The following is a 19370-nucleotide window of genomic DNA, read 5'->3' as shown; positions in this document are numbered from 1 at the left end:
CTTATAATTTTTCATATTCATTATGCAAATTAAATTTCGTTTCATATTGGTAAGCGATACGATATAACGTTTTCTCATCAAATGGTTTACCGATAAATTGTAAACCAATTGGACGCCCATTCGCTTTTCCACAAGGAACAGAGATACCTGGCAAACCAGCTAAGTTGACTGGTGTTGTTAGTAAATCATTCGCATACATTGTAAGTGGATCATCAATTTCTTCACCTAAATTAAATGCAGCTGTTGGTGTCGTCGGTCCTACTACAACATCATAATTTTCAAAAATACGATTAAAATCATTTTTAATTAAAGTTCTAACTTTTTGTGATTTTTTGTAGAAAGCATCATAATATCCAGAACTTAAAGCAAATGTACCTAAGAAAATACGGCGTTTAACTTCTTCGCCAAACCCTTCACTTCTCGACATTTTATATAATTCTTCAAGTGATTTTGCTTCTGGTGAATGATAACCATATCTAATACCATCGAAACGAGATAAGTTTGATGATGCTTCAGATGATGCAATTACGTAATAAGAAGGGATACCATATTTCGTATTAGGCAGTGATACTTCCTCTACTGTAGCTCCTAATTCACTTAATGTTTCAACTGCTTTTTTCACTGATGCTTTTACTTCTTCAGAAACGCCTTCTCCTATATATTCTTTTGGTAAGGCTACTTTAAGACCTTGAATGTCTTTACCGATTTCTGAAGTGAAATCAGCATCTTCGATTGGTGCGCTTGTAGAATCGTTTTCATCCACACCTGTGATTGCTTCTAACACTAAAGCATTGTCTTTAACGTTACGTGTCAATGGTCCGATTTGATCTAATGAAGATGCGAATGCTACCAATCCAAAACGAGATACACGGCCATAAGTTGGTTTTAAACCAACAACGCCACAGTATGCTGCTGGTTGGCGTATTGATCCACCAGTGTCTGTGCCTAAACTAAATGGTACTAATCCTGCTGCTACTGCTGCTGCAGAACCACCAGATGACCCACCAGGCACAGCGCTATGATCAAATGGGTTTACAGTTTTTTTGAAATAAGAAGTTTCTGTAGAACCACCCATTGCAAACTCATCCAGGTTTAGTTTTCCAATTAAAATCGCTTGTTCATTGTGTAATTTATTCATAACTGTAGATTCATAAATTGGTACAAAGCCTTCAAGCATCTTACTAGCGCAAGTTGTTTCTACGCCGTCAGTAATAATATTATCTTTAATCCCCATAGGAATACCAAATAGTTTTCCTTCCATTTGGTCTTTAGCTTGTAATTCATCTAATTCTTGTGCTTTTTTAATAGCATTTTCTTTATCTAATGCAAGAAATGATTTGATTGTTGGATCAGTTTCTTCGATAGCATCATAGATATCGTTCACTACTTGTGAAGGTTTAATTTCTTTATTTTTTATTAGTTTAATTAAATTTTCCACAGATTCATAACGGATGGTCATCTTAAGCGTCCTCCTCATTCATGATAGATGGTACTTTAAATTGTCCATCTTCCGTCTCTTTAGCATTTTTTAATGCAAGCTCTTGAGGAATGCCCTCGATTGCTTCGTCTTCTCTTAACACGTTTTGTAAATCTAATACGTGATAAGTTGGCTCAATAGCACTAGTATCTGCTGTATCTATTTGATTAGCAAAATTTAAAATACTTTCTAATGTATCTTGCATTTCTGTTGTTTCTTCTTCGGTAATTTGAAGTTTAGCTAAATTAGCAATATGCTCTACTTCTTCACGTGTAACCTTAGCCATTAAATAAAAGCCTCCTTGTTTACTCATTCATTATAAAATTGTATCAAAATTTCGTTCAAAAATCTAAACTTTTCAACAATATCAACAAATAACCTCGTTTTATTTTAAAATCCTTGAGGAGGTTGCTTCACATTAAGTAACTTAAATAATGAATATCATACGCGTCACTTTTATATGATTAGATTAAACGTCGTCATTGCATAATAAATCATACACTTTTATAAAACTTGAAATCATGTTTTCAATAAATGTAAGGCTTTATTTTAGATTCCATATGTTATTTTTGTAATTTTCTGAAATTTTTCCACTCTATTTATAAATTCCATTGTATAATCATTCATGTAACACAATTTAATATGACGGAAATAAGGGAGTTGAGCAATTATGTTGATTCTAGGCACATCGTTAGCCAATCAAGTTCATGCAACTTGGCAAACGTATATTATGATTATTGTCTACTTTATCATTTTACTATTTATTGGTTATTACGGTTATAAACAGGCGACAGGTAATTTAAGTGAATTTATGCTCGGAGGCAGAAGTATAGGTCCCTATGTTACTGCGCTTTCGGCGGGTGCATCAGATATGAGTGGATGGATGATTATGGGTCTTCCAGGTTCTGTTTATAGTACAGGATTATCCGCTATGTGGATTACCATAGGCTTGTCACTAGGTGCTTATGTTAACTATTTTGTAGTTGCGCCGCGACTTCGTGTTTATACTGAAATTGCTGGAGACGCCATTACACTACCAGATTTCTTTAAAAATCGGCTCAATGACCGTAAAAATTATCTAAAAATTATTTCAGGTCTCATTATCGTTGTCTTTTTCACTTTATACACACATTCTGGCTTCGTTTCTGGAGGAAAGTTATTTGAAAGTGCCTTTGGTTTAAATTATCATTGGGGGCTTGTTATTGTTGCCGCTATAGTTATTTTTTACACATTTTTTGGCGGTTATTTAGCTGTTTCAATTACTGATTTCTTCCAAGGTGTTATCATGCTAATCGCAATGGTTATGGTCCCTATCGTAGCGCTTATCAAACTTAATGGTTTAGATACCTTTAGCGAAGTTGCCACTATGAGACCTACTAATATGGACTTGTTTAAAGGAACAACATTTTTAGGTATCGTTTCATTATTTGCTTGGGGATTAGGCTATTTCGGACAACCTCATATTATTGTTCGATTTATGTCTATTAAGACACATAAACTTTTACCAAAAGCTAGACGCTTAGGGATAAGTTGGATGGTGGTTGGCTTATTAGGAGCAGTAGCAGTTGGTTTAACTGGTATTGCATTTGTTCCTCAATATAATATAAAAATGGAAGATCCTGAAACGTTATTTATTATTATGAACCAAATATTATTCCACCCACTTGTTGGAGGGTTTTTATTAGCAGCTATCTTGGCAGCAATTATGAGCACAATTTCATCACAATTATTAGTTACTTCTAGTTCTTTAACGGAAGATTTTTATAAACTTATCCGAGGCGAAGATAAAGCTAAAACACACGAAAAAGAATTCGTCCTGGTTGGCAGATTATCCGTTTTGTTAGTAGCTATTATTGCAATCTGGATTGCTTGGTCACCAAATGATACGATATTAAACCTTGTTGGCAATGCTTGGGCTGGGTTCGGAGCTGCATTTAGTCCTTTAGTTATACTTTCACTTTACTGGAAAGGCTTATCCCACATCGGTGCATTAAGCGGTATGGTTACAGGTGCTTTAGTTGTTATTATTTGGATTGCATGGATTAAACCGTTAGCTTCATTTAATGAAATATTTGGCATGTATGAAATCATTCCTGGTTTTTTAGCCAGTGTCATTGTCACTTATGTAGTAAGTAAATTCACGAAAAAGCCCGGCCTTTTTGTCGAACGTGATTTAAATAAAGTAAAACAAATTGTTAAAGAATAAGTTTTCAAATAATATCGTTTCATAATTAAGAAGCCACACAATGTAATCATGAAAAGTATTACAAAGTGTGGCTTTAATTGTTTGTCACATATTAATTATTATTTTTATAAATGTGAACCTGTGGCTCTTTATCATCTTTAGATTTACTTATTAAAGCTTTGGCTTTATTACCATCTTTAATGTGGATTTCATATTCGCCTATATCATCAAAGTATTTTTCAGCTTGTTCAGTTATATATTGTGTGATACCAATTGTTTCTGCTTCGCCATAATAATCAATAGGTACATCGACCGTTAATTGTTTTGCTTTTTTATTATCAAATTTAACTGTACCCACTGCTTGCGTAAAGTTATTAAAATATGTCTGTAAATCATCATTAAATTGTTTGAAATTATTGTTTAGGTTTTCATCAACTTTACCCGCTTCTTCAGAAGGTAGTAACGCCGTTTGTTGGTTAATATCCTTCCATTCATTAATACGCGTTTTGCCATCTTCAACCGTAGTACCCGCTATAAATTCCCCAGGGACAATTGAATTTTCCCCAGATTGCTTATAGATTGCAAAATGGATAGGTATCTCTTTTAATTCTTTATGTTCTCTGAGTCTAGAAAGAATTTCTCCTGCCATTTGCTTGCCTTGCTTTTTAATTTCTTTGTCATCTAAATCTTTACTATACGTTTCGCCATCTTTTTCTTTTTGGTAATAATATGTACTATTCATAGCTAATCCGATAGTCATACCCTTGATGTTTTTACCTTTCGTATCTCCACTCGCATAAAAATCTTGCTCTAAAATATTAGAAAGATATGCTGGTGTATTTTCAGCAATTTTTTCTGGATCGGTTTCCCCTTTATGCGATGGGTTAAGACCTAAATTTTCGTTTGCTTTCTTTTCTTTACGTTCATCTTCGTCCATAGCATCTACTTCAGATTTAGTATATTTAGGGCTCAAATAAGCATTAATTGTGTCTTTATCTAAATATTGACCGTCTTGGTACAAGTAATCATCAGTAGGAAAGACTTCTTTACTTAATTCTAAAAGACCGTGTTCAAAGTCTTCACCATTATAACTATTTGCCATATTATCTTGTAACAAACCACGTGCTTGGCTCTCTTTAAACGGTAAAATCGTTCTATAATTATTGCCTTGTACATTTTTATCAGTAGCAATTTCCTTTACAGAGCCAGACTCTTCTTGTTGTTTATTATCATTTGACTGTTCTTTATTGTTCTCATCATTATCGTTACCACATGCTGATAATACAAAAATTGCTGAAATAAATAATATAATCGTTCTTTTCATGCATTATCTCCTCTATCCCTCTATTTCATTTTGTTTTTTGACAAAGTCATCTTCTGTCCACACTTCTGTTCCAAATTGCTCAGCTTTCATAAGTTTAGAACCAGCATCTTCACCAGCAATCACTAAATCTGTTTTTTTTGTAACACTATTTGTAACTTTAGCACCATGAAGTTCTAACCACTTGGAAGCTTCATTTCGAGTCATTTGATATAACTTACCGGTTAAAACAATTGTCTTATTACTAAATTCTGGATGTCCAGCTAAATCACTTATTTTAATACCTTTATAAGTCATATTAACATTTTTTTCTTTGAGTTTATTGATAAGCGCACGAATGTCTTCATTTTCTAAATATGTCACTAACGATTGAGCTAATTTGTGACCCACATCATATATTTCAATTAACGAGTCTTCTGTAACATCAAATAAAGTATCCATCGTGCCATATTTTTCAGCAATAACTTGACTTGCTTTCACGCCTAAATGTCTTATACCTAAACCAAATAGTAAATGTTCTAATGAATTCGACTTAGCTTTTTCGATAGCATTTAATAAGTTGTCTACCTTTTTTTCACCCATTCTCTCTAATGGTAGCAAATCATCTTTAGTTAAGTAAAATATATCTGCAACATCTTTAATCTTATGATTTTCATAAAGTTGCTGAATAATTTTAGTACCTAAACCATCGATATTCATTGCTTGACGAGAAACAAAATGAATCATGCCTTCTACAAGCTGTGCTTGGCATTTTGGATTAATACATCTCAGTGCTACTTCGCCTTCAATTCTAACAAGTTCATGGTCACAGCTAGGACAATGCGTTGGCATATGATAAACTTCAGCGTTTTGAGGTCTGCGATCTAATACGCTTTTAATGACTTCCGGTATAATATCTCCTGCTTTTTTAATAATTACACTGTCACCAATTCGAATATCTTTTTCGTGTATCAAATCTTCGTTATGTAAAGAAGCTCTAGACACAGTTGTGCCTGCAACCTTTACAGGCTCAAGTATTGCTGTTGGTGTAACAACACCTGTTCTACCAATACTCAATTCAATATCTAATAAGTTTGTGATAACTTCTTCTGCTGGGAACTTATATGCGATTGCCCAACGAGGAGATTTTTGTGTGTATCCTAATTCATCTTGTTGCTCTAAATCATTGACTTTAATAACGATGCCATCAATATCGTATTGCAGTCCTTCACGCGCTTCTGTCCACTTCTCAATATACTCTAAAACTTCTTCAATTGTTTGAAGCCGCTCACGCTCTTGATTTGTCTTGAAACCCAATTCGTCTAATTCATCTAAAGCATCACTTTGTGTATTGGCATTAAACTGTGTAAAATCATTCACACTATATAAGAAAACACTTAATTTCCGTTTTGCTGCAAGTTTAGAATCTAATTGTCTAAGCGATCCAGCGGCAGCATTCCTAGGGTTGGCAAAGGGTTGTTCATCATTTTGAGCTTTAGCTTCATTTAAATCAAAGAAAGATTTTCTAGGCATATACGCTTCACCGCGAACTTCGAACGTTCTAGGTTCATTTATTTTCAAAGGAATCGCATGTATCGTTCTTAAATTTTCAGTAATATCTTCACCTGTTATACCATCCCCGCGTGTTAAACCTTGAACAAATCGTCCATTTTCATATTTAAGAGAAACCGCTAAACCATCAATTTTTAATTCACACATATACTCGACTTTACCAATTTGTTCACGTACACGTTGATCAAATTTTCTCAAATCTTCTTCATTAAACGCGTTGCCTAAACTAAGCATTGGTGTATCATGATTCACTTTTTCAAAAGTTGATTGTGCTGCACCACCCACTCTCACAGTAGGTGAATCCACTGTTTGATATTCTGGATGGTTTGTTTCAATTTCAATCAACTCGTGCAATAATTTATCGTATTCACTATCTGGTACAGAGGGATTATCTTGTACGTAGTATTCATAGCTATATTGATTTAATAATTGATGCAATTCATTAACACGTGATTGTATGTCAGCCACATTTTATTCCCCTTTCTTTTCGATAGGTGCAAACTGAGCAAGCAGACGCTTTGGTCCTTCTGATTTAAATATAATATCTAACTCTACAGAGCCATTTTTTTCATTTACATTACTTACCATACCTTCACCCCAAGATTTATGGATAACTTTATCACCGACATGCCAATTCGTATTTTGTTGTGATTGCTTAGAAGATGCAACACGTTTACTATGACTTCTTTTTTCAGGTTGTTTGGTTGCTGATTTAAAGTGATTGTTTTGTGTTTTAACTGCCGCTTTATTTTCATTTTCCAATAAATCTTCAGGTATTTCTTGTAAGAATCTTGAAGCCATATTAGATTGTGGTCTGCCAAAAAGCATTCTTGAAGTAGCATGCGTTAAATATAATGTTTGTTCTGCACGGGTAATCGCTACATAGCAGATTCTTCTTTCTTCCTGCATTTCATGATCATCATCGCTTTTTATCGCTCTGATATGAGGGAATAACGACTCTTCCATCCCCATAATAAACACGATTGGGAATTCTAATCCTTTGGCTGAGTGCATTGTCATCAATGTTATGCCATCTTCTATTTGCGCTTCGTCTATATCAGCAACTAAAGATAAATCGGTTAAGAAATTAATCAATGACTGTTCTTCTAGTGGTGTATTTTCTTCATAGTCTTTGGGAACCGACATAAATTCATCTATATTTTCTAGTCTACTTCTTGATTCTAGTGTTTTCTCACGTTCTAACATATCTCGATAACCTGATTTAACTAATACTTCTTCAACAATTTCAGTAATCTCTAAAAACTCTTGTTGTTTAATCAAATTTTGAATCGTGTCATAAAAAGTTATACATTCTTGTGTTACCTTTTTAGATAAACCGATAAAATCTACTTCTGCTAAAGCGTCAAACATACTAATATCATTTTGATTCGCATAAGCTTGAATTTTATCTACTGAAGATGGACCAATACCACGTTTAGGTACATTAATTACACGACGCAAGCTAATATCATCATTACTATTAGCTATTATTCTCAAATAGCTTAATAAATCTTTAATTTCTTTACGATCGTAGAATTTTTGACCACCGACCATCGTATAAGGCATATTAGATTTCATAAATGTTTCTTCAAGCACACGTGATTGTGCATTTGTACGATACAAAATTGCCATATCCTTAAACTTTTTGCCGTTGCGTTGATGTTTCATAATTTCTTTTACTACATATTCTGCTTCATCTCTCTCAGTCGTAGCTTCGTAGTAATGGATTTTATCTCCAGATGTGTTGCCAGTCCACAACCCTTTAGGTTTACGCTCTGAGTTATTTTTGATTACTTCATTTGCTGCATTTAATATATTTTTAGTTGATCGGTAATTTTGTTCTAAAAATACCGTTTTTGCTTCAGGATAATCTTCTTCAAAGGACAGTATATTTTGAATATCTGCGCCACGCCATCCATAGATAGATTGATCAGAATCTCCTACTACACATAAATTTTTAAATTTAGCTGCCAAAAGATTTACTAGCGTATACTGTGCTTTATTTGTATCTTGGTACTCATCTACGTGTATGTATTGAAATTTATTTTGATAATATTCTAATACATCAGGTACACGTTCAAACAAACGAATTGTAACCATTATTAAATCATCAAAATCCAAAGCTTCGTTTCTTGATAATTGTCGTTGGTAACCTTTATAAACGGTAGCGACCATTTGTTCATGATATGTCTCAGCTTCTTTTTGTGCGTCTTCCGGTGTTTTTAATTCATTTTTCAAATTACTTATAGCGCCAATAAACATTCTCGGCTCAAATTTTTTGTTATCTATATTTTCTTGCTTTAAAACGTCTTTAATAACTGATTTTTGATCAGTAGGGTCAATAATTGTAAAATTACGTTCAATACCAATTCTATCTGCGTCTCTTCTAAGAATTCTTACACACATTGAGTGGAAAGTGGACATCCAAATAACTTGCGCAGGCTCACCCACTAAAGATTCAACACGCGCTTTCATTTCTTTTGCTGCTTTGTTTGTAAAAGTAATCGCTAGAACATTATAGGGAGACACGTCTTTTTCATCAAGCAAGTAAGCTATACGATGGGTCAAGACACGTGTTTTGCCTGAACCAGCACCTGCCATAATAAGAAGTGGCCCTTCTGTAGTTCGTACCGCTAGGCTTTGTTCATCATTCATCTGATTTACTAATGCATTCATTTATGTGACTCCTTTACCTTAACTGTTTTTAGTGCTTTTTTAATATCTTTGTAAACAATATCACCAACGATAATCGTATCAGCAATTGAAGCCATTTCTTCCGCTTCTTCTTGGTTACTAATACCCCCACCATAAAACAACTGGGTATCAGTCAACATGCTTGCTGCTGTTTTAACTTTTTCGCTTTCTCCATATGTACCACTATACTCAAGATACATAACTGGTAATTTATACATTGCATTAATCATTTGAGCGTATGCTTCAATATCGTCCTCTGTTAAATTAGTGTTAGCCTGTGTAAGCTGAGCAACTTTACTGTCTGGGTTCATTACAACGTAGCCTTCAAAAACAACTTCATCAAAATCAATCATGTGACCAAATGATTTTAATGCGTCTAAAAGTATGCCATTATGATATTTTACGTTTGCGCTGTTTAGCACAGTTGGTACAAAATAAAAATCAAATCCTGGCATCACACTTTCTACATTTGAAATTTCTAGAGCTAAAGGTAGTGGATACCTTCTTACTCTACTCATTAATTGAATAACATTATCTTCAGTAACACCGTCTGTCCCACCTATAATAATTGCATCGGTTTTAGACATACAAATAGCGTCTAAATCATTATCAGATATGGATTTGGCAGGATCTAATTTGAAAATATGTTTCCATTTTTTAATGTCATACATGATATGTTACTCCTTTTTTTAGCATACATAAGATTATATCATTTTTAATCAGCGAGTTCTAAAATGATGTAAGAAAATATAGTGTATTTTAACAAGTTGTATTAACGTATTATTTTCATCACTACGCCTTATATACATTTTAATAAACTATATATAAAATAAACATCTTTGTACCTATTTTATCAATACACTTTAAATTAACAACAGAAAAAAGCTGCCAACAAAGTGAGTTACTTTGCCAACAGCTTTTCAAATGAAATGATGTAAATTACACGCTATGCTACGATTATTGAGTTATGAATTAATCGGTCGTTTCAATATTCATGCGATCTAGAATCATTGTGTACGCATCATTTCCCCATTGTAAAGATCTTTTAACACGGGAAATTGTTGCGGTTGAAGCCCCAGACTCTTGCTCAATTGTCGCATAAGTATAACCTTGTTTAATCATTTTTGCGACTTGTAATCGTTGTGATAATGACTGAATTTCATTCACTGTACATAAATCGTCAAAGAATTGATAACATTCTTCTCTATTTTCTAATGTAAGAATAGCATCAAATAATTCATCTAATGCTTTTCCTCGTAATTTTTCTATTTGCATCAAAAACAACCCCTGTACTTTCAATTTAATCTCAGTTCAACGTACTAATACATTAAAGTGTAACCATTTCATTTGAAAATTTCAATCATTCTAAACCTGCACGGCTAAAAATAGTGTCTACTTGATTTAAATGATGTTTAGGATTAAAACATTCATCTAATTCCTCAGAGCTTAATAACTCAGTAATGGATGAGTCATTTTCAATCAATGTTCTAAATGGTGTTTTAGTTTCCCAAGATGTCATCGCTTTTGGCTGTACTTTATCATAAGCTACTTCGCGTGCTAACCCTTTATTAATTAAGGCTAATAATACACGCTGCGAATAGATAAGGCCGTATGTTTTATCAATATTTGTTAACATATTGTCTTCAAACACAGTAAGTCTTTCTACAATATTTGTAAATCTGTTTAATCCATAATCTAACGCTATCGTAACATCTGGCAACATGATGCGTTCTGCTGATGAATGAGAAATATCTCTTTCATGCCATAATGCTACATTTTCGTATGCAGTGGTTACATATCCTCTGATAACACGTGCGATGCCTGTAATATTTTCTGAACCAATTGGGTTACGTTTATGAGGCATCGCTGATGAACCTTTTTGTCCTTTGGCAAATGCTTCTTCTACTTCTCGTGTTTCAGTTTTTTGTAAATTACGTATTTCTACCGCGAATTTTTCCATAGAAGTGCTGATTAAGGCTAATGTAGCAATATAGTATGCATGGCGGTCTCGTTGTAATGTTTGTGTTGAAACTGGCGCCGCATCTAAACCTAAATGTTCACAGACATATGCTTCGATTTCTGGTGGGATATTTGCAAACGTTCCTACTGCACCACTCATTTTACCTACTTCGATTTCTTCTCTGACGCGTTTGAAGCGCTCTAAATTACGTTTCATTTCTGTATACCATAAAGCCATTTTTACACCAAATGTCGTCGGTTCAGCGTGTACGCCATGTGTGCGTCCCATCATTAATGTATATTTATAGTCTTTGGCTTTTTGCGCTAATACTTCAATAAATCTTTCTAAATCTTTTTCAATAATATCGTTCGCTTGTTTAATTACATAACTTAACGCAGTGTCAACTACGTCTGTTGACGTTAAACCATAGTGAACCCACTTACGTTCTTCCCCTAATGTTTCAGATACTTGTCTTGTAAATGCAACGACATCATGACGTGTTTCTTCTTCAATTTCTTTTGCACGGTTAACGTCAACCTTCGCATTTTGGCGAATTTTTTTTACATCTTCAGCAGGTATATCACCTAATTTACTCCAAGCTTCACACGCTAGTATTTCTACCTCTAACCATGCTTCATAACGATTTTGATCCGTCCATATATTAGACATTTCTTCTCTAGAATAACGTTCTATCATTGAAATAAGCTCCTATCTTACGTAAGTTTTAGTGCACAAACTCCAAAACATGTACATTTAACAATATTTTACGATTAAAGTTCGTGTTTGTTCTTTTCACTATTAGTTTAACAGAATTAGCTTTAAATGTATAAGCCTTTTCTTCCTTCTTTAAGAAATTTTAACATGTTTCATAAAAATAATGGATAGGATTAAAATCCATTTTCATTAAAATGCATTATCTTGTCTTCCTTATATTGTCTGGGATTAATAAACTTAATTTAAAGGGCTTTCAAATAAGCTATGCACTATTCCATAGCATATTTAAGGCTGGAACATATATTGATGTCCCAGCCTCCTTCAAGCATTTATTCTTGCAATTTTCCAACAAATTGAATTTCCTGTCTATATACTTCATAAGTACCATTTTTATTTTCTTTGTAAATTGGTTTTTCAAAGCGCTTAACAGGCATATAACCAGCGTCTCGCATACGTTTTAAACAATCTTGAATAGTTTCGTTTTCGCCAACCTTGAATTTTTGTTGTTTCTTCATATACTTTCCACTTTATCTGGATCATATTGTTTGAGTTTTTTACTTCGAACGCCTTTAACCCAGAAACCACCGTGGATTGTTCTTGGCTCGTATGCGATAATAAAGGCTTTTTCGTCTATTTGCTTGATTGTTTCAATCAGTTTTAATTCAAAACGTCTCGGGGTTAAAATTTGCAAAATTAACCTTGCGCCATCTCGGCCATATGCAGTATTGTGCGTGACGCCATAACCTAAATCTCTCAATTGTTTTGGTAAATCTAACTCATGTTCAGAAGATGTTACATTAACTACTGTATAGCCCAGTGCTAATTTTTCTTCAATTTTCATTCCTACTATGATACCAATTGAGAACCCAAAAGCATATGCAAAGACATTCTGAATTTGGTCTAAACTAGACATAACCATACCTAAACCAATAACATATACTAAGACTTCTAGGAAACTTACTACTGCTGCAACATAGCGATAACCTTTAAGTGTTAATATCGTTCTCATTGTTAAGCATGTCACATATGCAACATTAATAATAAAAATTGCTAAAACCATTAACCATGGATTAGATGTTATCACTGACATGTCCATTTTCCTTTCTGTCACATTAAATTCAAATTATTTTATCAGTAAGTTACTATTTTGTCACTAAAATTATTCGAAATTTGTTTGGTTTTTTGGCCAAGTATATCTTGTATATGCTAATTCTCTTTTATGTGCATTTTTAATATAATGACTTTCGATGATTGATTTAGCTTCGCTTGGAACAGGCTTTCCTTCCAGATAGTCATCAATATGATTATAACTAACACCTAATGCATCTTCATCTGGCACTTGTGGTTTATTTTCTTCTAAATCAGCAGTTGGTACTTTTTCATATAGATGTGAGGGAGCGCCCAAATATGCGAGTATTTGACGGCCTTGACGCTTATTCAAACCAAACAGAGGCGCTATATCTGCTGCCCCATCACCGTATTTAGTAAAGAAGCCTGTTAAATTTTCAGCTGAATGGTCAGTACCTACTACAATACCTTGTGTATTGGAAGCAATTGAAAATTGTACTTTCATACGTTCACGCGCTTTTTCGTTTCCCTTTTGAAAATCTGTTAATATAATGTCTGCATTTTTTAACGATTGAACACTTTGATCCACTGCAGGTTTAATATTCACAGTGAATATTTCATCAGGCTGTATAAATTCCAAAGCATCTTCCACTTCGTCCGCGTCACTTTGTTCGCCATAGGGCAATTTGACCGCAATGAATCGACAATCGATATCTTTCTCTTTTAATTCATTAACTGCAATTTGGCACAATTTACCAGCTAAAGTTGAATCTTGTCCGCCTGATATACCTAACACCAAGGATGTGATAAAAGAGTGAGATTGAACGTAGTTTTTTACAAACTGAATGATTTGACGTGTTTCTATCTTGCTATCAATTGTAGGCTTCACTTTCATTTCTCTAACAATAATATCTTGAATTTCACTCATTTTCTTCCTCCATCTCCTTAACCTGTTCTGCCACTTCAAATATACGTTTATGTTTATTTTCCCAACATTCAGTACTTAAATCAACTGGATACTCTTGTGGGTTAAGGTGACGTTTATTTTCATCCCATAAGTAAGATAGGCTTTCCGTTAAATAAGCTTGTGCTTCTTTTTCACTTGGTAAATCGTATACTAATTTACCATCTTTGAAAATATCATGGTGTAATGCTTTTGCTATAAAAGATTTTATAAATTTCATCTTATAAGTGTGAACAGGATGGAATAATTTAAGTGGCGACTCGTTATAAGGATCTTCATGAGCCAGTGTAATATAATCGCCTTCAGCTTTATTTGTCTTTTTATTAATAATACGATATACATTTTTCTTACCAGGTGTAGTTACTTTTTCTGCGTTATTAGATAATTTTATACGGTCTACATATGATCCAGAACTATCCTCAACTGCTACCAACTTATAAACAGCGCCTAAAGCAGGTTGATCATAACCTGTGATTAGTTTTGTCCCTACTCCCCATGAATCAACCTTTGCACCTTGAGATTTTAAACTCGTAATTGTCTGCTCATCTAGATCATTCGAAGCGATAATTTTAGCATCAGGGAAACCAGCTTCGTCTAGCATACGACGTGCTTCTTTCGATAAATATGCTATGTCTCCGGAGTCCAAACGAATGCCGACAAAATTAATTTTATCACCTAATTCTTTAGCAACTTTAATTGCTGTTGGCACACCTGATTTTAACGTATGGTAAGTATCAACTAAAAATACACAATCTTTGTGACGTTCTGCATATTTTTTAAACGCTATATATTCATCTCCATAAGTTTGAACCATGGCGTGTGCGTGTGTCCCTGAGACTGGAATACCAAATAGTTTTCCGGCACGTACATTACTTGTTGAATTGAATCCTCCAATATATGCAGCTCTTGCGCCCCATAAAGCTGCATCTGCTTCTTGTGCACGTCTTGTCCCAAATTCCATCAAATTGTCATTGGGCGCTACTTGTTTAATTCTACTAGCTTTTGTAGTGATGAGCGTGTGAAAATTTACAATATTTAATAACATTGTTTCGATTAATTGCGCTTGGATTAAAGGCGCTTCAACTCTTAATAAAGGTTCATTACCGAAACACAACTCGCCTTCTTGCATAGAACGAATATTACCAGTAAATTTTAAATCTTTTAAATATCCCAAAAAATCTTCTTGATAACCAATGGATTTCAAATATTCAATATCTGAATTTGAAAAATGAAATTTTTCGATATAATCAATAACACGTTTTAACCCATTAAAAACCGCGTAACCACTATTAAATGGCATACTTCTAAAATATAAATCAAATATAGCATAACGTTCGTGAATGCCATCATTCCAATAACTTTCTGCCATATTTATTTGATATAAATCATTGTGTAATACAAATGTATCATCTTCAAATTGGTACACCGCTATCTCTCCAATCGGCTTTTTCATTAGTTTAACACAAAATAATAATCGTTTATATCTGAAACAAATATATATGTGTATATAAATACAACGTTTTTGTAGGGGTATTTACATTTATAAATCATTAGTTATTCATAATGATAGTTTTTACATTTTTTCAAATAGTAGCGACAAAATAGTGACAATTATTTTAGTAAGGATTAAAAATATACAAAATACCGTATAATATGTTATGAGGTGTTTATATGTTAAACGAAGCTAAATCTTTTGTTAAAACGATGTATAGAGAACTAAATTATAATGAAGATAGTATATCAAAACGCATTTATCAAATTGAGAAACAAATTAATGCCACAGGCACGTATGAACATACAAATGAAGAACTTATTTATGGTGCTAAAATGGCTTGGAGAAATTCCAATCGTTGTATTGGCCGTGCTTTTTGGGACGCTTTAACAGTAAATGATGCAAGGCACATCCAAACTGAAAATGAATTTATTGACACAATTGAAAGCCATATTCAAATTGCTACAAATAAAGGTAAAATAAAGCCATATATTACAATTTTTTCATCTCATCATCCACCCCAAATTTTTAATAATCAACTTATAAGATATGCTGGATATGAAGATGTTGGCGATCCAGCTGAAAGGAAAGTTACACAATTAGCGGAATATCTAGGATGGGAGAGCAAACATACTCATTTTGATATTTTACCATTAATTTATCAAATGCCTGGAGACAAATTAAAGTTTCATAATTATAATCCTGAGTTAATTAAAGAAGTACCTATCACTCATGAGCAGTTTCCAAAATTAAAAGAACTTGGTTTAAAATGGTATGCAGTCCCTATCATATCTAGTATGGACTTGAAAATTGGGGGTGTGACATATCCGACTGCCCCATTTAATGGTTGGTATATGGTAAATGAAATTGCCGTGCGTAACTTTACGGATTCATATCGATATAATTTATTAGAAACTATTGCAGAAGCATTTGAATTTGATACACTAAAGAATAATTCTTTCAATAAAGACAGAACATTAGTCGAATTGAATTATGCAGTATATCATTCATTTAAAAACGAAGGTGTTTCAATGGTTGATCATTTAACTGCGTCAAAACAATTTGAAAGATTTGAAAAAAATGAACAAAAACATGGAAGAATAGTTACTGGTAAATGGTCTTGGTTGGCGCCCCCATTATCTCCTACACTTGTATCTAATTATCATCATGGATATAAAAATGAGATAAGAGATCCTAACTTCTTTTACAAAAAACAATCATCTACTACAGGCTGTCCCTTCCATTAACACTTTAAAATTACACATATCTTAATAAGGGGTAACGTCAAATGAAATTATATTATTTAGGACCAAAAGGTACTTTTTCATATTTAGCTGCACAAAAATATAAATCTGATTCAGAAATTGAATATGTTTCAAAATCAAATTTATATGAAGTGGTTGCTTCTGTATCAGAAGATGATAATAGTATCGCTGTAGTACCAATAGAAAACTCAATTGAAGGCACTATAAACATTGTTGCTGACGCCTTAACACAACAAAATATTTATGCTCAAGGAGAAATTCATTTAGATATTCAATTTGCTTTATATGGATTAGAAAATGCTACAGTAAACGATATTTCTAAAGTGTATTCCATAGGACCTGCAATTAGTCAAACTAGCAAATATATTCAACAACACGATTTCACATATGATTATGTAGATAGCACAATACAGAGTTTAGAAAAAATCACTAATCATGTTGGCGCTATAGCGCCTTTAGGTAGCGGAGAGACTTACGGTTTTCAACCTATTGAACAAAATATTCAAGATTTTCCTCATAATGTCACGCGTTTCTTAGTAGTCAGCAATCAACCACAACATTTAGATAACGCCAGTGATACCATGCTATTAATCACACCACAATATGATAAACCAGGTTTGTTGGCGAGTATTTTAAACACGTTTGTCCTTTTCAATATCAACTTATCTTGGATTGAATCCAGACCTTTAAAAACACAATTAGGTATGTACCACTTTTTTGTACAAGCAGATACTGGATTAACTGAAGATTTATCAAAAGTGATCAAAATCTTAAATACATTAGACTTTCAAGTCACTGTGATTGGATCATTTAATAAATTAGGGCACGCTTAATACAAAATAGCTCCTATAAAGGAAGACCGAGACACAAAAACGGTGCCTTAGGCATGTACACCTACTTTTTAAATTAGTAGCACTTATACATCATTTTTAGCTTATGTAATTCTCTTAAACTAAAATACTTTTGCATAAAAAAAGAGACCCCACTGGGTCTCTTTTTGTTAGGTTGGCGTAACACCGTTATTTTATAAAAATGCGATTTATTTTAATGGTAATGGTTTGGTTACATCTATACCTAATACTGGAGGCACTAAGAAATAAACAACTAACACGATAATAACAATACTTAATATGTTGACCCAAAAACCAACTGATGCCATTTTTTTAATACTGATTTTTCCAGTACCGAAGACAATTGCGTTTGGCGGTGTTCCAACTGGCAGCATGTACGCACAGTTAGCTGCCATCGCTGCTGGGACCATCAGTAATAGTGGATGCACATTTACAGCGACAGACAATGTAGCAAGTATTGGTAAAATCATAGTTGCAGTCGCAGTATTGGAAGTAATTTCTGTTAAAAACAGCACAAATATTGTAATCACAAGCACTATAATTAACGGGCTCACACCTTCGATTAGCTTTAATTGCTCGCCTAACCATTTCGCTAAGCCACTTTCAGAAATACCTTTAGCAAGTGCTAAACCACCACCAAAGAGAATTAACACGCCCCACGGTAAATCCTTAGCAACATTCCAATCAATAATACGGGTATGTTGTTCTTTATTTTTAGCAGGTATCAAAAATAACAAAACAGCAATAAACATTGCAATCGTACCGTCCGCTACTTCTGAAGTAAGCGACCAATTTTTCAATAAAAACTCTCTGCTGATCCATAATAAGCTGGCTAAAATAAAAACAGCTTGAACTACTTTTTCTTCATATTTCATTTTACCTAATTCATCTAGTTTTTTTCTAATTAAATTTTGACCGCCTGGTAATTCTTTCATATCATGTTTGAAAGCGACATAGCGCAAATATAGCCACACTAAAACAAGTAATATAATAACGGTTGGCACACCAATTATCATCCATTTAGCAAAACTGATTTCTTCACCAAAAGCTGATTGATATTGCCCTTTTAAAATAATGAGTGGCGGTGTCCCAATAAGTGTACCTAAACCACCTATCGTACCCGCATAACCAATAGCTAACACCATAGATTGTTCGAATTTACTAATGCTCGTGGCATTCATTTGTTCACCTTTTAACTCATTAGCCTCTTTAATAATTGCCAAGCCAATTGGAATCATAATCATAACCGCTGCTGTATTTGAAACAAACATAGATAAAAAGCCCGTTGCAATCATAAATCCTAACAATATTTTCCCTGTGCTTGTGCCTAAAATACTAATAATTGTTAAAGCTACACGTGTATGTAAATTCCATCTTTCCATAGCGATCGCTAAAATAAACCCACCTAAGAATAAGAATATAATATCGTTGCCATATTGAGCAGATACTTCTTCTGGACTGAGCACATGACCAACAGGTAATAAAACGAGTGGCAATAAACTAGTTGCTGCAATCGGAATCGCTTCAGTAATCCACCAAATAGCAATCCAAATTGTAATAGCAAGCACGAAAACACCTTTATTTGATAAATTTTCAGGCTGAAAAATCAATAATGTTAAAATAAATAGTAGCGGTCCTAAAATTAAACCTACAAATTGCCCTGCATTATACGGTTTCTTTTCTTTGTCTTTAGAAAAGAAAGTTAAATACTGAGAACGTCTCATTTCCCCTTTGCTTTTATCACTCATAATGTTCCCCCTTATTTCAGATGTTTTCTGAATTTTCTTAAATTATCACTCTATAACATAATATAATTCTAATTAGATTT

Annotated in this window: 16 protein-coding genes; 3 read left to right on the top strand and 13 right to left on the bottom strand. The window is 33.5% G+C overall.

Going from position 1 to position 19370, the window contains the following annotated elements; translation table 11 throughout:
• Position 1: 1 nt before the first annotated feature.
• Complete coding sequence (gene gatA, locus IEU88_RS12000; protein WP_103372596.1) at positions 2 to 1459, bottom strand: Asp-tRNA(Asn)/Glu-tRNA(Gln) amidotransferase subunit GatA; 1458 nt, start codon at positions 1457 to 1459, stop codon at positions 2 to 4.
• A 1-nt stretch (position 1460) separates the two neighbouring features.
• A complete protein-coding gene (gene gatC, locus IEU88_RS11995) occupies positions 1461 to 1763 on the bottom strand; it encodes an Asp-tRNA(Asn)/Glu-tRNA(Gln) amidotransferase subunit GatC (RefSeq protein ID WP_096808899.1) in 303 nt (100 codons plus the stop codon).
• 384 nt (positions 1764 to 2147) lie between these two features.
• Between gatC and putP the strand changes: the two genes are divergently transcribed.
• A complete protein-coding gene (gene putP / locus IEU88_RS11990; RefSeq protein ID WP_103372597.1) occupies positions 2148 to 3683 on the top strand; it encodes a sodium/proline symporter PutP in 1536 nt (511 codons plus the stop codon).
• A 91-nt stretch (positions 3684 to 3774) separates the two neighbouring features.
• Here putP and IEU88_RS11985 read toward each other — a convergent pair whose 3' ends face one another.
• From IEU88_RS11985 to IEU88_RS11940, 10 genes are all read right to left on the bottom strand, one after another.
• Positions 3775 to 4986, bottom strand: coding sequence for a CamS family sex pheromone protein (locus tag IEU88_RS11985; protein ID WP_096808896.1), 1212 nt, complete (start codon positions 4984 to 4986; stop codon positions 3775 to 3777).
• Between the two features lie 12 nt (positions 4987 to 4998).
• Positions 4999 to 7002 (bottom strand): NAD-dependent DNA ligase LigA, encoded by a 2004-nt coding sequence (gene ligA / locus IEU88_RS11980; protein ID WP_103372598.1) that lies wholly within the window; start codon positions 7000 to 7002, stop codon positions 4999 to 5001.
• Positions 7003 to 7005: 3 nt separating this feature from the next.
• Positions 7006 to 9210, bottom strand: a complete 2205-nt coding sequence (gene pcrA / locus IEU88_RS11975; RefSeq protein ID WP_103372599.1) for a DNA helicase PcrA — start codon at positions 9208 to 9210, stop codon at positions 7006 to 7008.
• Positions 9207 to 9899, bottom strand: a complete 693-nt coding sequence (gene pcrB / locus IEU88_RS11970) for a heptaprenylglyceryl phosphate synthase (protein WP_103372600.1) — start codon at positions 9897 to 9899, stop codon at positions 9207 to 9209. Before pcrB ends, pcrA begins: the two co-directional genes overlap by 4 nt.
• Positions 9900 to 10200: 301 nt before the next feature.
• On the bottom strand, positions 10201 to 10503 hold the full coding sequence (locus IEU88_RS11965; RefSeq protein ID WP_019469593.1) for a YerC/YecD family TrpR-related protein: 303 nt from the start codon (positions 10501 to 10503) through the stop codon (positions 10201 to 10203).
• An 85-nt stretch (positions 10504 to 10588) separates the two neighbouring features.
• The gene (gene purB / locus IEU88_RS11960; RefSeq protein WP_096808889.1) at positions 10589 to 11884 is read right to left on the bottom strand and encodes an adenylosuccinate lyase; all 1296 of its coding nucleotides are present in this window, start codon (positions 11882 to 11884) and stop codon (positions 10589 to 10591) included.
• 347 nt (positions 11885 to 12231) lie between these two features.
• The gene (locus tag IEU88_RS11955; protein ID WP_103372601.1) at positions 12232 to 12417 is read right to left on the bottom strand and encodes an NETI motif-containing protein; all 186 of its coding nucleotides are present in this window, start codon (positions 12415 to 12417) and stop codon (positions 12232 to 12234) included.
• Entirely contained in the window at positions 12414 to 12992 is a 579-nt protein-coding gene (locus IEU88_RS11950; RefSeq protein WP_096808887.1) for a DUF2179 domain-containing protein, read from the bottom strand. Before IEU88_RS11950 ends, IEU88_RS11955 begins: the two co-directional genes overlap by 4 nt.
• Before the next feature lie 69 nt (positions 12993 to 13061).
• Complete coding sequence (gene nadE / locus IEU88_RS11945) at positions 13062 to 13898, bottom strand: NAD(+) synthase (protein ID WP_096808886.1); 837 nt, start codon at positions 13896 to 13898, stop codon at positions 13062 to 13064.
• Complete coding sequence (locus IEU88_RS11940) at positions 13891 to 15360, bottom strand: nicotinate phosphoribosyltransferase (protein WP_096808885.1); 1470 nt, start codon at positions 15358 to 15360, stop codon at positions 13891 to 13893. The genes nadE and IEU88_RS11940 overlap by 8 nt, the downstream gene beginning before the upstream one ends.
• 245 nt (positions 15361 to 15605) lie before the next feature.
• On the opposite strand from IEU88_RS11940, the gene IEU88_RS11935 reads away from it, so the two are divergent.
• Both IEU88_RS11935 and IEU88_RS11930 read left to right on the top strand, forming a co-directional pair.
• Positions 15606 to 16673, top strand: coding sequence for a nitric oxide synthase oxygenase (locus IEU88_RS11935; protein WP_103372602.1), 1068 nt, complete (start codon positions 15606 to 15608; stop codon positions 16671 to 16673).
• A 41-nt stretch (positions 16674 to 16714) separates the two neighbouring features.
• Positions 16715 to 17524, top strand: a complete 810-nt coding sequence (locus IEU88_RS11930; RefSeq protein WP_103372603.1) for a prephenate dehydratase — start codon at positions 16715 to 16717, stop codon at positions 17522 to 17524.
• Positions 17525 to 17730: 206 nt separating this feature from the next.
• Here the strand turns inward: IEU88_RS11930 and IEU88_RS11925 are convergent, their stop codons facing one another.
• On the bottom strand, positions 17731 to 19290 hold the full coding sequence (locus IEU88_RS11925; RefSeq protein WP_096808882.1) for an SLC13 family permease: 1560 nt from the start codon (positions 19288 to 19290) through the stop codon (positions 17731 to 17733).
• Positions 19291 to 19370: the final 80 nt, after the last annotated feature.

Origin of the sequence: Staphylococcus nepalensis (assembly GCF_014635045.1) — a bacterium.
GTDB lineage: Bacteria > Bacillota > Bacilli > Staphylococcales > Staphylococcaceae > Staphylococcus > Staphylococcus nepalensis.
This window is presented reverse-complemented; position numbering and strand designations above follow the sequence as displayed.